We start from the raw sequence: 13936 nt of genomic DNA, 5'->3' as shown, positions 1-13936 counted from the left end.
ATTTGGCAGAAAAATCCCTTATTTTTGCACAAAATTCAGAAGTACATGAAAACAGTAAAATCACATATTACCCAATTATTGTATGCCATGAACGAGGGAATCTTTGAGAAAGGACATCCCATCGCATTATCACTTTTATCAGCCATTTCCGGAGAAAGCATTTTCTTCCTCGGACCTCCGGGAGTCGCCAAAAGCCTTATCGCAAGACGATTGAAACTGGCATTCGACAGAAGCACTTCCTTTGAATACCTGATGTCCCGTTTCAGTACCCCCGATGAAATATTCGGTCCGGTATCCATCTCTAAGCTGAAAGACGAGGATAAATATGAACGTATTATCGAAGGCTACCTTCCATCGGCAACGATCGTATTTCTGGATGAAATATGGAAAGCCGGACCAAGCATACAAAACTCATTGCTGACAGTCATCAACGAGAAAATATACCGCAACGGACAATATACGATCCGGTTGCCATTGAAAGGATTAATAGCAGCTTCTAACGAACTGCCCGCTCAGGGAGAAGGTTTAGAAGCTCTGTGGGATCGTTTCCTAATACGCTGTTTCGTAGGGAACATCGAACAGGAATTCGCTTTCGACCGGATGATAGCCTCAGTAAATGATGCTGAACCGGTAATTCCATCCGGACTTTCCATTACAGAAGAGCAATACAGGGACTGGCGAACTCAAATCAACCAAGTCAATATACATTATACCATCTTTGAATTAATTCACTCCATCAAACGGCAGATAGAAAAATATAACATACAGAAAGAAGAAATCCCCCACTCTGTTCTTTATGTTTCTGACCGCCGATGGAAAAAAATCGTATCCTTACTCAGAACTTCTGCTTTTCTGAACGGAGCAGATACCATTCGCTTCTCCGACTGTACGCTATTACTACATTGCCTGTGGAACGAGGTGGAACAAATCCCGGTTGTCGAACAAATAGTTTCGGCCGCACTCCGCGAGTGCATCGACCACTATCTTTGTGGTGAACGAATTTTAGAACAGAAATTGAACAGTATCCGGGAAAACATGAAATCAGAACACAGCCTGAGAGAAATAAAAGATCCTGCATTACAGATTGTAGATACTTTCTATCATCAGATTGAAGGATATCCTGTAGCAGGCAATTTATTGATTTTTGCTTCCGACTACCAAGGTTTAAGGAAAGATACTCAAAAATTGTTTTATATCCAGAGAGATAAGTATCGTCCTGTAAATTGGATATTAAAGGTATATGACTATGTCCGCAATCGCAATGTATCCCAATCAGCCGTCGTCTCACTTAAAAAAGGCACTCGCTCTGTATTCATCAATAACCAAGAGCACCCATTAACCTGTAATACAGGATATGACATTGATATTCCGGAAGAGACATATCAACCTTTTGAATTTCGGTTTCAGGAGTTGATTGACCTATGCCATAACCGCGAAAATGACTTAAAGCGCATAACTGACATCGAATTACAATATTGCAAGGAACATTTATTTATGGACGATAAACAACGCAGTATGATTAAACGAGTATTAAACAGCCAGAAAGAAATGCTGGACATCTGCCAGAATGAAATCCGGGAAATAGCTTATACACATGGATTGGAAAATAAGGAATATTAGGCTGCAAGAACTTAGAGACATCTATCTGGAAAAGCTGGAAAAGGTAACTTACCAACTATACGAGTCACATCTTCGGAATGATATTATCAAGCAAGAGGAACTTGATGAAGAAATCAAGTCTTATTATCAACACACTCAACCCTCCCTGCAGGAATTTTATTCACATTATGCTGCGCAATGGGAACATTTTTACGAAAGTCGTGAACTTACGGACACCGCTTTTTTGCATTTTCTTGAGAATTCAGCCTATCCGTTACAAATGAAATACAACCGCGGTGACTTAAATATTCAATACTATATCAGCCGATTTCATACACTTAAAAAACGGTCGAAAGAGTGGAAAAACCTTCGAAATCTTTTTTTTGGCAAATGGCATCACCTGTTAGCTAATAATGAATATAATTATCAGACAGAACGTATCGACGGACTTTGTGAGAACTTCTACCAACTACAGAAAAGCATAGCCGATCAGCTGCCCCAACGTGGTAGCATCCGCTTAATGTGGTTATTAAGGGGTCACAAAGAACTGGCTAAACAACTTTTCCACTACGACGAAATAGCAAAAACTCACCCGGCTATTCGGGAACTGGCAGAAATTCTCGGAAAACAACATCAAGGTAAGGAGAAAAAATTCCGTATGATTGCAGGCATACACCAAGAACAGATCATTACGCATGCTGCCCAAAGCGATATAAGAGGAATATGTGAAGGCAATGATTTAAACAGCCTCTTACCCATAGAGTATTGTTATCTTTCAGATCCAGTCTTACAATCTCTTTTCTTCGAACGATTCAGCAAGAAGAAGTTACAGATGATAGACTATGAATCAAAGGAACAACACCGCATAAAAGATGTAAAGGTACAGGGAAAAGATATTGCAGAAGAACAATCAGGACCATTTATTATCTGTGTGGATACTTCAGGATCTATGAGTGGAGAAAGAGAAGAGTTTGTCAAATCGGCCATTCTTGCCATTGCCGAACTCACAGAACAACAAGATCGAAAATGCTATCTTATCAGCTTTTCCGACGACATAGCCTGCATTGAGATAGAACGTTTAAGCCAAAATATACAGGAATTAGCAGATTTTCTTTGTCAAAGTTTTCATGGAGGCACTGATTTAACCCCTGCACTTCTTCACGCTATACATATTTTAAGAACTAAATCTTATCGGAATGCTGATCTGGTAATGATGTCCGACTTCGAAATGTCTCCTTTAAATGACGAGCTTTCGGAAGAAATAAAGAAAATCAAGCAAAACAATACCTACATATATGCTCTTTCTGTACAAAAACAATGTGAAAAAACTTATTTAGATATCTGCGATAGATTCTGGTTTATTTAAATTATGTTATAAAGCATGCTTTTTTTCTTGGATAGTTTGCAGATTAATTTATCGTGCGTATATTTGCAATGTGTTTTTCATAGTATTAGATTTTAAGGTTAACAAAGGTTGGAGTACGGCGGTACTCCTTTTTTTATTTATATATTCTCAAAGCACAAATCCTATTAAATATCCAATCAAACAGGTCAGCATCTTACTCACAAAACGGTAAAACAGTTTTTGAGTAAAAAGTCCCTAAAGTAAGGTTATAACCCCATTGTTCAGGTACCAAGCCGTTCCTATATCCACGACATCCCACTATCTTTAATCAACGGACTTCTGTTCATCCATGAATCCTTCCCTTATTTGGGTGGGTGTAGCGTTCAGGTTACGCCTGCAAAAGTCCCAGAAATAGTTATTCGACTCGAACCCGCACTCACCTGCAATCTCTTTCATGGGAAGGTTGGTATGGGTGAGCAGCGTTACTACACGCTTTGCTTTTTGCTCCATCATCCATTTGCGGGGAGCAGCCCCGAACTCCTCTTTGAAACGACGTTCAAAAGTATTCACCGCACATCCGCATTTCTCCGCCAATTCCGTAACGGTCTTTGCTGTAGGGAAGGCAGCCATCACTTTGTCACGAAAAGAATATTCTTTCAAGTGTGGCAAGTACTTTTCCGCCACTTGCAGATCCGCTTCGCTGAATACGGGAATATTCCCTTTTCGGTACTCCTTTACCCTATCACGGCGACAAGATAGCAGGTAGCCCGTTAGTTCGTTGTACAATCCGTTCAGGTGCGGATAATCCTCATTATCATTGATGGCAGCCTGCATCCGGCATAAGAACAATATCCCGTCATGGTCTTTCTTTTTGATATATACTTTCATTGTATCCAATAAATATCCCAAAGAATCGTTGTCGTTATGATAAGCAGCCAATATCAGGTAAGCCGGTTCTTCCTGTGTTTTTAATGAAGGGCAAGGGCAATGTTCCTTCAACAGTTTCACCAGACAGGGCATATTATCCTCGTCCCGGGACAATCTTTCCAATGCCATCCACGTTACCGGATTCTTCACATCCGTCTGCCGCACAGCGACCTGTACCTTTTTCATCCACTCCTGTAACCCTGTTTGTCGAGCTTCATCCATCAAAATCTGACCCAAAGTTTTTCCCATACTTTCTATTTTAAATGGAAAAGTTATATGAACTTTATTTCATTCTGTTTAGCTGATCTTTTCCAACCGCATCCCATGTACTGGTTCTTATCGCCCTTTTTCTCATCTATATAACAGGGACAGCGGTTCCGGGCTACACATCTTATACGTCCAATAAACTGATTCCCCAAAATGAAACATGTCGTACTGCATTTTATTCAGTTGCTTTCATATTACTTTACTCTGCTTGTTATAAATGCCGTGCAGCCTGCTGTTTATTATTATCAAATATATGCGAAAGGTGTATAATACCAGTGCCCATCCTGTTTATTAACGTCAGTTTAACACGTTAAAGGTAAAAACAAGCTCCGGTCATAATCTTTTCCCGATTGAAATTTGCCCTTTCCCTGCCATATCCGTAACTTTGTAAATCAAAGAATCCGATATGAATCAGGAATTATTAAAGCGCACGCTAAAGAACCGCCGCATAGAGCTGACGAATCAGGAGAAAAAGGATTACTATCCTAAAGAACCTCTTTTTATGCTTCTGTTTACTTCTGTCGCTTTACTGTTTTGCCTTCTGATGGCAAAGATTAAGGGTGAAACGATAGAACCGGAATCTGTATGGTTTGTCGTATTGTTTCCGGTTGTTTTCGCTGCGGTTGGTTACATTACCTATCGGAATAAGAAGAACACGCTCAAACTGCATTACATCAGTACGGCACTCACCCCCCAAGAGCAGCAAAAAGTCCTGATACGGCTGGCTAAGGAAAATCAGTGGAAAATAATATTGTGCAACAAACAGCAATTCGTAGCCGATGACATTTGTATGCGCTGGCGTGTGCGTATAACCGTCATTTTCGGGAATCCGCATATGGCTTACAATAGCCGATGCAATCCCACTCGCCGTTGGCACGCTTCCGGTGGCAGGAATTGTGATAACCGGGAAGCAATCCGTCAAGCTATCGAAAGAGAATGGACAACCAAAAACAAGAACTAAAAGGTACGGTATAAACAACAATATGATAGAGTACATGAACATTCCGGCTTTGGTCTGTGTCTCCCTGTTAGGTGCGGGAGCCCTTGCCATGATAGTAGGCTCGCTATTGAAAATGCAATGGGCTACGGAGGGGAAAAAGACTTCGCTATTCACTTATCTTTTATGCCTGATTGCAATGGCAGGTTCCGGCTGGACATGGTATGATAGCATACACAAAGCCCGTGCGTTGGCACAAAGCAACCGATACACTTTAGCCACTTATGAAAAAATGTCGGGTGTCATTAAAGGGGGGCACAAGGTACGCCAGTTCGGTTTTTATGTGGATGGGGTGAAATATAATACAACGACGACATACCCCAAATTCTTGGGTGTCAGCAATCCTTTGCGCATCATAGTGAGGTATGCCGTCAGCAACCCTGAATACAATAAGGCTTTCGGGGACGAGTTTGTCCCCACATGGGTACTGTCCCCACCGGAAAAAGGTTGGAAACAATACCCGCCTGCTATTCATTGGGAAGGTGCTGTGCTGGATTCTGTTTATATGCAATCATTACAGGGTAATAATTAATCCGATGACGGTAAGTGCCGTATATACGCAGTTGATATAAAATGCAGCCATCAACAGCCGGGGGATATATTCCGACTTCCTGAATAGAGAGGCAGGCTGGATGATTAGCAAAGTAAGAAAAAGAACAATGCTAAAACCGACCTGACTCATCAGCAACCATTGCGGATATTCCGTAATGACAGCCGCAGACCATGCTTGGAGCAAAGGAGTTATATTTTGCAGAAATACGTGAGCCGCAAAATATCCCAAAGAAGAAATGGCTTCTTTCCTCTGCCGTAGAAGCACATTGATAGTATAAACGCCTATTCCGGCTTGTCCCAGCAGTATGGATAACTGGAAAAAGTCGAAAATCCAATAGATGGGATTGCTGGTAGTGTCATCGTTGGCAAAATAATCATAGAAACAGAGTGAGGACACGCAACTTGTTGCAACCAACCCCGCACAGATAAATGAAATGATTCTTTTATTCATTGTCTTTCATTTTTTCAGATACTTTTCCAATGCAATATACACTTCTTTCCGGTAACTGACAAAAATAGTTTTATCTGTTTGGGACGAATCTTTCTTTTTCCCGTCATAATGCGGAATATTGGATAAAAACAGGCTATACGAGAAAATCATGTTCTCCTCTATTTTACGGGAAGGTTTGAATGACTTGGCAGGTATGTAAGAATAAATACCCTCTTTACAACGGTAGGGCTTATACATTTGCACAACTCCCCACGAGTTTATCTCATCCACCCGGATGCTTCTTTTCCCGAACAGGCTTCGTGCTTCTATTCTATCCTCACAAAGCAAAATCTTACTGGGTAGTGCCCAACAGATTAACAGGATAGACAAAGATATGGGCAACAAGAAAATAAGTAAGACTTTATTATCACTTAAATTGGCTACACATAAAAAGTAGATCATAAATGCACTAAATATACTGCATATTACAACTCCTGCCCAAACAAACTTATTTGTAGGGTAAATCCAGAATACATTCTTTCCCAAACTCTTATCTTTCATTTTATCATTATTCTTTTATATTCTCCTTATGCCCTCTAAGGCACTATATCGTAAATGGTCTGATCGTTATTCTTGAAAATGGTTTGTTCAATCAATTTTCCGACATGAACGATGCTGTCAATATCCGCATTGACTTTCAGGCTTAGAACCGGAGCATATTTCACATGATCGTAATCAATGGGCATGTTGTTATAGGTCGTTTCGATAATTGGGTAATTATGCTCTTTGGCAAACTGCTTCAATATATCCAGATAGGGAAGCTGGTCTTTGCTCATGGCTTCAAAATCAATGTAGAACTTTCCGTTATCCTGCATGAAATAAATACAATCCACACCATGGGCACAGATACCCGTAAAATCATATTCCGTTCGTCCTGCCTGTACGTTTTTCAGCACGTCTGGCAACTTATCTATTGTAATCTGTGCGGCTACCGGAATATAAGGATTTATACTCTCACTCTGCATAGCTTGCTTGTTTCCATATCCACATCCCAGTAAACCCAGCATAAAGGCAAATATCCCCATCCTTATTATTTTTAAATGTTTCATATTCAAATTACTTTTATGATTTCATCCATTTCATTGAAATAGACTGCAAATATACGTTATGTGTTTCAATCTTATACTCTGATTTTTATCATATATATTCTGATAATGTCTGGTGGCTAATCGACTATCAGAGCAATTCATCCGCTTGTTTTCTGTATTATTTTATTTCTAAACAATATGTATGACACCAATAAACAAAGTAAAAATGGTATTGTAGTATCATACAAGCACATTGTACCAGAAAATAAAATCATCAAAATAGGAATAAGAAAAAATGATAGGGAACTATACAGTATGCTGTTTCTAACTCTTGCAAAGCAGTTCAAGAACAAAGTGATTGCTCCGGTAGATAATGCCAAAATTGACCAAGCCAATGCCATGCCTCTATAAGAAGTATCCATATCTGGTACAGGTTTTATATTTTAAGTCTTTAGCCAAAGAATACCCGTGATACACAATAGACTAATACATAATATTCCAAACCATATTTTCAATAAGAGTTTGATTATATAGTATTTCTGTTTCATTTTTCGTTTATTTATTATCAAGTTAATGTCTGGTGGCAGCATTTTAATTCGAGCTATCTTTCATCATTATTCGTAGTTGTTTTTGTGTAGGTAATGTTTTCCATCCTTTATCCGGTGCTTTTAGAGTAAACCAAGATGGTACGCTGTCTAATATAAGATGTCGGTCGGGGGCTTTGGCTAAGAATGTCACAAAGTAACGGGTTCCGATTGGAGTATTTTTACTCTCGGCAAATGATATAAAAAAACTTCCTTCATATAAAGTCTTATTGTATATAAATTCATATTTTGCACTTTGCCCTCTATAAGCAGAACCGTATTTGACAAGAGTTACTATAGAATATATGCCATCCTTTCTTATATTGTTGTTTCTAATTGTTGAGACAGCATACAATAGAATGAATACTACAATAGGGATTATGAATTTTAAAATCTTGGTTTGCTTAATCATATTTATTGCTATTCTATATACTTTCATTTTTTTACTCTGTTGGTAATGGTTGTCAGCGTGCCGTATTAAGCGGTGTTGCTGTATGTTATCATTTTGTTTCCTCTTTATTTATTTCCCATTCTTGAATTTCTGTTTTGGCAAAGTCATAATCAGTATAGACATCCACTTCAACTTTAAGTATTCCTTTGTCTTCGTCCACTTCTAAAATCCGCCTTGCATACCCTTTTTCATACTCAATATCTGCGGCGTGACGTATGCTTATCAGATGTTCAACAAGCGATGCTTTTCTATACAGATAAAACCTTTCATTATTGTCGGTATAATTTACATCCTCCCATTTGCGAATAACATAAGTAGTGTTCTCGCACTCTATCGGTTTGGATATCAGAGCTTGCACAAAACAATCCTCTACCACCCACAAACGCCACCCTTCGGGTACAAATGCAGCCATTATAAACAAGATAACTATTGCCAATGGATATAATGCCATAAAGCATGTATTAAAAAGATAAACCCCAAAATACCGTTTAATCCACTTTCGCAAAGATATTGTTTGAGGTACACAGAAAAAGGCAAGAACAGCAGTTATAACGATTATCCAACATACTGTATGTCCGATACCATATCGTAAATGGTTTTCGAATGGGACGAAGCATAATCTCAATATGGCTAATGCCATCCCTATCAAATGTATTGTTGCCAATATTCTAAATTTCATTAGTATTAGTGTTTATGATAATGTTTGGCGGATAATCGACCTTTGGGGGAGATTAATCCGTATGTTATCGTTCGGTTATCTTGTTTCTATCAATTGTCCTATTTCTCCAGTTTTTATGTTAATGGAAAAGCGAAAATCACAATTTGATATATTGATGAAAAAATATAAACTTCCATTTTCAATTCTCACATCAACGAAATGTATCTTTACGCCACCATAATATTTACTCCCATAGATAGCAATAAACAAATCAGACACATTCCAAATTATTTGATTTGTTCCGCTTAAAACATAAGCTGAATTGTATCCTGCAGTATATGGATTTTCAACAACACCGATTACATTATCATGTTCTGATAAAATAGCGCACAAACCACCTTTTTCTTGTTTCCGATTATACATACTTCCGTTACATTCCCATGTAATTTCAATAGGAAGAAAATCGCCAATGGAGTTACGTGATGTTGTACTCAGAGAAATAGGGCGAATATATTTAAATGACTCTATTTTATTCATTTCATTTATTTGTTTGAACGATAATGGTTTGTGAATAACTGACCGTTAAGGCAGTTCATTCTCTTGTTACCAATATTTCAATCTCCACTTACCCAAATTGTGTTTTTATCTATTATCATAGGACGCAAATTCTTAATAAGCTCTATTATAATTTTCATTGATTGTTTATCCGACGTCTTTATATAATCATTTGCCAAATTAATAAGTAATTCAAGATTTTGAGGTATCAATCTTGTATCTCCATATTCATCAATACTCAATCCTGTCTTTACATGAAACTGCAAGAAGACGGGTTGTAATATTCTCAATTCAACATCATTCAAAGCGAAGTGATGATTATTCATTGTATTGCTAAAATCTAACATTTCAATTATTTGTTTATTGGTAATGGTTTGCAGCTTGCCGCCGTTAGGTGGCACAGGTGCTTGTTATAAGCTAATTTTCGTATTCAATCTTGTAATCTTCATATACATTGAATACAGTTTCACAATCAGATAAAATACTTTCAAGCAAAGGTTTGACCTCACTATTCCAATCCAACTTACCCAAACCTGCACCTATTTTCGGGAGCGACACAGTTTTAACACCTCTGCTTTCGCATACTTTCTTCAAGCGTTTCAAGCCTTTATTCAGATATGTAAGTTCTGCATGGTACATATCCGGTTGTGTAGCGATGTAGATTATACCTGGAGAGAAACCTTTGATTTCTCCTATAAACATATCACCAGCTTGAAACTTGGTGTTTCGTGTGTACTTCTTAAAGAGTTTTTGGATTTCGGGGAATTGACTTGATAGCTTAAAGGCAAGCCCAGTTCCTAATCCTTCTTGTGAGCCAACAGCCACACCTTGCGCTATGTACTCATCTTTGCTTTGCAATATATCTCCCGAAATGTATTTTATCATATTGTTTCCGTTTTTCTGTTGCTTATAATGGGATGCAGCTTGCCGCCGTTAGGTGGCACAGGTGCTTGTTATCAACTATATTACATCTCCAATTTCTAAAAAAATGATATTGGAATATTTCTGTTCTTGTACATAGAACTTTACTTCTTCTGTACATAGCAGAAAAGGATATGCGATTGGTTTAAAAAAATTATAGCCACCTATATCTTCTGCTTTGAAGAATATACCCTTACCTGCTTCACGAGGTATTATATTATCTCCTTTTAAAGTTTCAGCTCCAATAATTTCTTTTATACATTCTTTTCCTGTCAGTCCGCTAACACCAAATCGTAAAGTACTTTGCGGTAATGCTGGAATTTCTATATCTGTATCAATTCCAGTTAACTCTACATTTTCTTTAGGCAGCCATTTTAGCCTATTAAGATTTTTTACAATCAACTCTTTAGGATTCTTTTCAAAGTTGAGTTCTACTAACTTCAGACCCACAAAATGTTTCTGCAAATTATCCGCTATTTCTTTTTTGCAAATAGTATATGTGCTATATACAAAAACAGGTATTACGTTCCCTTTGGCTATCCAATCATCCCACATCACTTTAATACCTTTTGAAAGGTTTTGCCCCATTTGTGCGTGAATGTGGGCATATTGGGGATTTATATTTATCGCTATTCTATATACTTTCATTTTTTTACAATGTTGATAATGGGATTCAGCTAACAGCGTTTAGCTGTTAAGGTGATTGTTACCAATGTCTTGTTTGGGGAAATAATATAAGCTATCAACTTTATTTTCTGAGAAGTACAGTTTTATATTGCCTATTCTTATAGAACCATTCTTTGAAATATTATTCTTGAATTTATCTTTTATACCATCTGTATGTTGTCTTAAAATGAATATATCGTCAATAAATTCAATATTGATATTTTGCTTTTCTCTATTAATTTCATTTTCTTCAACCATAATATATTGACATACATTATTTGCTTTATCAAAAGAGAACTCAATTTTGTATTCGAGTGAGTAAGCCACCATAAGATAATGATGTTTAGTTTCAAACAAATCATCAGATATGTTTTTGACAACTTTAATACTTGTCAATTCTTCGGCTATATTTTTTCCAGAAAGTATTTCTGATGTCACTATTTTATACATAGCTTATTATATTTTTGTTATTCTCAATTGGTAATGTCTGGCGGATAATCGACTTTGGGGAGATTGATCCGTTTGTTATCTGTATTGTTACATAATATCTCCAAATAATTCATTGAGCCGTTCCTCATTTATGGGATTACTCCCACGCCATCCGGAAAGCGGCAAGATTATATCAGACCTGAAATTGGTCGTAGCTTTATCACTAACATGACATCTTTCTTCAAACGGTGTAAAGCCTTCAAATAGAGGCTTTATATAAGAATTTGGCATAATTCCAAGTTCTGCAAGTACCATAAGTTGACCTCGAAAACGATATTTTTCATAACCGGGAACAATCTTTGCCGCTCTTATTCTCTGTTCCAACTTACCCGATGTTTCTTCTGCTGGAGCATTGCGAATGTAATCAATAACAGTGCGGAAAACCGTAATGTCATTTTCAGTCGGTTCACAAGGTGGCAATTGGGAAAATTCTTCCAAGTCTATTACATAAGCGTCCCAACCTTCATTCCACGCATAGCCATAATATAACCTAAAAATTTCTTCTCCACTTTGCAACCAGTTATTTACCTTAATTGAGCAAATCGGACAGCACCCATCTCCAACAAAATTGTGGATAGGAACGGCTCTTGCAAACAAATAACTTAGAATCGGCTGTCTGCCCCTTGGGAAACTTCCAAATCCACAAACAAAGGTAGACAAACAACTTCTTAGGCTTATATTTTCGTTCTGCAAAACGAACTTGTATTTTTCAACACATTGGTCGTGTGTTAAATGGACAACCTCATTTACAGGATAACTAGACTCTATAAGATAAGCATATTCGGCAGGAGTTAAGTTATTTGTTGCATAATGAATTGTCTTTGTATCACAATCAAACTTATCTCCGCAATCAATTTCACGGAGATAGCCTTTTTCATCTTTGATGTATTTCTTTTTGAAATACACTTTCTTTAATATTTTGAATAACCTATCATTCATATTTTGTTTTTTTATACAGATAATGGCTTGATGGGGAACGGCGTTAGTCCGTTATCCCGGCTTGTTAGCAACCTATTTGAAATAATTAATCAATTTATCGTTATTAGGAATATTCCCAATATGCCACAAATGAATTTATAACTTTATTGCCTTCAATTTTTCCATAAACATATATACAGCCAGCCATGAAAACGGAAATATCTTTCATGCAAATTTCGTTGATTTGAAAAATGAAGCTATTTCCATCTTTAGCCACTTTACCATCATTATCTAATCCCCATTGAATAGGCATTACGTTACCCCCAAATTTGATTGCACAATTTTTTTCAGGCATATCTTTTTCTATACTCATCTCGTATATTGAGTAAATTTCATCTATTTCGGGGTGTTTATATCTATCACTTTTGCTTTGACTACTTAATTCATGTTCAACCAACAACAATTTACAATCGGGATATGTGTTATATTCCAATGCAACATCAAATTCCGGAGTGAAAATAGATATTTGCTTGTTGGGATTTAAAGGGTTTTGAAATGTTAGATAAAAATAGAGATTATCTTTGTTCGATAAATTCTTATCATCAAAGCAAGTCGGAGCATTTCCACCAACCCAACTAAAACATTCTTTTTGGTATTCACCAATGCCGTAGTATATTGCATTTTCTCTTGTTTTAAGTATTCTTTCTATATCCATAATAACGATAATGATTTGATTGTTGCTAATGTCTGGCAGCGTTCCGCTTATTCAGTCGGTTTGCTGTTTGTTAGTCATGTCCGACAATTCAACTATATTTAAATTATTATTCAATTTTCTCGTTTTGTTGATAAACAACTTTTCTTTTATTGCTTGTTCTAACTGTTTATTATTCCATATATTTATCTCATAAATCTGCGGGATAACACCTTGTTTAACTTGTAACAAGACCTCCCTTCTTCGCTTAGTTGCTTCAATTTGCACCGAAGTGACTCGTCCTGTAACAGAAAATAAAGAAGTGATAAAAGATTTCTTATCTATTACTTCAGAAAACAAATCTTGATTCTTCTTTAGATTAAAACAATATCCATAATCAAAATGACAAAAATCATAAATATTTTTTATCAATGAATATAAATTTTCCATATTCTGATTGTTTGTTTCAATTATCAGTTCTATCAATCCACAGCACTCCTGTTTGATTTGATTAAGCAATTCATTAGTATAAAACAAAGAAGTGCTTTCGTTTTTAGAAGCTGCGGATAAATAAACAATCTCCTTATTGTGTTGTGATAAATAATGGAAGAAACTATTTATTGTTTTCCACGCTCTACCCGAATAATTGATTTCGATATGACTTACGGATTCATTTAACCATGTAGCTGAAACATAATTATCGTAGGTAGTTAATAGTTTTCTAATGAAATCCATATCAAATAATATGACTTCATCAGAACTAATCACCTTATATAGTTTTATTATCTTCATTTCTGT

The 13936-nt window shown here is 36.8% G+C and carries 19 protein-coding genes; 5 read left to right on the top strand and 14 right to left on the bottom strand.

The genetic code is table 11. The features are described from left to right. The first annotated feature begins 45 nt into the window (after nt 1-45). Nucleotides 46-1620, top strand: coding sequence for an AAA family ATPase (locus tag R3O62_RS14350; protein ID WP_269109739.1), 1575 nt, complete (start codon nt 46-48; stop codon nt 1618-1620). Further along, nucleotides 1595-2965 (top strand): VWA domain-containing protein, encoded by a 1371-nt coding sequence (locus tag R3O62_RS14345; protein WP_217737822.1) that lies wholly within the window; start codon nt 1595-1597, stop codon nt 2963-2965. Before R3O62_RS14350 ends, R3O62_RS14345 begins: the two co-directional genes overlap by 26 nt. A gap of 303 nt (nt 2966-3268) precedes the next feature. Here the strand turns inward: R3O62_RS14345 and R3O62_RS14340 are convergent, their stop codons facing one another. Then, nucleotides 3269-4120, bottom strand: a complete 852-nt coding sequence (locus R3O62_RS14340) for a helix-turn-helix domain-containing protein (RefSeq protein ID WP_217737823.1) — start codon at nt 4118-4120, stop codon at nt 3269-3271. 424 nt (nt 4121-4544) lie between these two features. Between R3O62_RS14340 and R3O62_RS14335 the strand changes: the two genes are divergently transcribed. Beyond that, on the top strand, nt 4545-5099 hold the full coding sequence (locus R3O62_RS14335; RefSeq protein ID WP_005777448.1) for a hypothetical protein: 555 nt from the start codon (nt 4545-4547) through the stop codon (nt 5097-5099). 22 nt (nt 5100-5121) lie between these two features. After that, nucleotides 5122-5667, top strand: a complete 546-nt coding sequence (locus R3O62_RS14330) for a hypothetical protein (RefSeq protein WP_317472570.1) — start codon at nt 5122-5124, stop codon at nt 5665-5667. Here R3O62_RS14330 and R3O62_RS14325 read toward each other — a convergent pair. Genes R3O62_RS14325 through R3O62_RS14315 form a run of 3 tightly spaced genes read right to left on the bottom strand, consistent with a single transcriptional unit; the run spans nt 5650 to nt 7226 of the window. Then, nucleotides 5650-6138 carry a hypothetical protein gene (locus R3O62_RS14325; RefSeq protein WP_269109736.1) on the bottom strand — a complete coding sequence of 163 codons (489 nt, stop codon included), beginning with the start codon at nt 6136-6138 and terminating at the stop codon, nt 5650-5652. The genes R3O62_RS14330 and R3O62_RS14325 overlap by 18 nt on opposite strands. Before the next feature lie 6 nt (nt 6139-6144). Beyond that, a complete protein-coding gene (locus R3O62_RS14320) occupies nt 6145-6678 on the bottom strand; it encodes a hypothetical protein (RefSeq protein ID WP_269109735.1) in 534 nt (177 codons plus the stop codon). A 35-nt stretch (nt 6679-6713) separates the two neighbouring features. Further along, a complete protein-coding gene (locus R3O62_RS14315; protein WP_269109733.1) occupies nt 6714-7226 on the bottom strand; it encodes a hypothetical protein in 513 nt (170 codons plus the stop codon). A 177-nt stretch (nt 7227-7403) separates the two neighbouring features. On the opposite strand from R3O62_RS14315, the gene R3O62_RS14310 reads away from it, so the two are divergent. After that, nucleotides 7404-7616: a hypothetical protein gene (locus R3O62_RS14310; protein ID WP_005777430.1), complete on the top strand. Its 213-nt coding sequence runs from the start codon at nt 7404-7406 to the stop codon at nt 7614-7616. Between the two features lie 180 nt (nt 7617-7796). Here R3O62_RS14310 and R3O62_RS14305 read toward each other — a convergent pair whose 3' ends face one another. The 10 genes from R3O62_RS14305 to R3O62_RS14260 form a co-directional block, all read right to left on the bottom strand. Further along, nucleotides 7797-8228, bottom strand: coding sequence for a hypothetical protein (locus tag R3O62_RS14305; protein WP_269109729.1), 432 nt, complete (start codon nt 8226-8228; stop codon nt 7797-7799). 61 nt (nt 8229-8289) lie between these two features. Beyond that, complete coding sequence (locus R3O62_RS14300; RefSeq protein WP_269109727.1) at nt 8290-8691, bottom strand: hypothetical protein; 402 nt, start codon at nt 8689-8691, stop codon at nt 8290-8292. A gap of 303 nt (nt 8692-8994) precedes the next feature. Further along, nucleotides 8995-9435 (bottom strand): hypothetical protein, encoded by a 441-nt coding sequence (locus R3O62_RS14295; protein WP_269109726.1) that lies wholly within the window; start codon nt 9433-9435, stop codon nt 8995-8997. Nucleotides 9436-9512: 77 nt separating this feature from the next. Beyond that, nucleotides 9513-9800 carry a hypothetical protein gene (locus R3O62_RS14290; RefSeq protein WP_269109724.1) on the bottom strand — a complete coding sequence of 96 codons (288 nt, stop codon included), beginning with the start codon at nt 9798-9800 and terminating at the stop codon, nt 9513-9515. Between the two features lie 70 nt (nt 9801-9870). Beyond that, nucleotides 9871-10338 (bottom strand): macro domain-containing protein, encoded by a 468-nt coding sequence (locus R3O62_RS14285; RefSeq protein ID WP_269109723.1) that lies wholly within the window; start codon nt 10336-10338, stop codon nt 9871-9873. 75 nt (nt 10339-10413) lie between these two features. Then, entirely contained in the window at nt 10414-11022 is a 609-nt protein-coding gene (locus R3O62_RS14280) for a hypothetical protein (RefSeq protein ID WP_269109722.1), read from the bottom strand. A gap of 39 nt (nt 11023-11061) precedes the next feature. After that, nucleotides 11062-11490: a hypothetical protein gene (locus tag R3O62_RS14275; RefSeq protein ID WP_269109721.1), complete on the bottom strand. Its 429-nt coding sequence runs from the start codon at nt 11488-11490 to the stop codon at nt 11062-11064. Between the two features lie 87 nt (nt 11491-11577). Then, the gene (locus R3O62_RS14270; RefSeq protein WP_269109719.1) at nt 11578-12468 is read right to left on the bottom strand and encodes a hypothetical protein; all 891 of its coding nucleotides are present in this window, start codon (nt 12466-12468) and stop codon (nt 11578-11580) included. A 103-nt stretch (nt 12469-12571) separates the two neighbouring features. Then, a complete protein-coding gene (locus tag R3O62_RS14265; protein WP_250709857.1) occupies nt 12572-13162 on the bottom strand; it encodes a hypothetical protein in 591 nt (196 codons plus the stop codon). A gap of 51 nt (nt 13163-13213) precedes the next feature. Next, the gene (locus R3O62_RS14260; RefSeq protein ID WP_269109717.1) at nt 13214-13930 is read right to left on the bottom strand and encodes a hypothetical protein; all 717 of its coding nucleotides are present in this window, start codon (nt 13928-13930) and stop codon (nt 13214-13216) included. Nucleotides 13931-13936 lie beyond the last annotated feature (6 nt).

The organism is Bacteroides hominis (assembly GCF_033042785.2).
Lineage (GTDB): Bacteria > Bacteroidota > Bacteroidia > Bacteroidales > Bacteroidaceae > Bacteroides > Bacteroides hominis.
The sequence above is the reverse complement of the archived record's forward strand: the minus strand, read 5'-3'. Positions and strand labels throughout refer to the sequence as shown.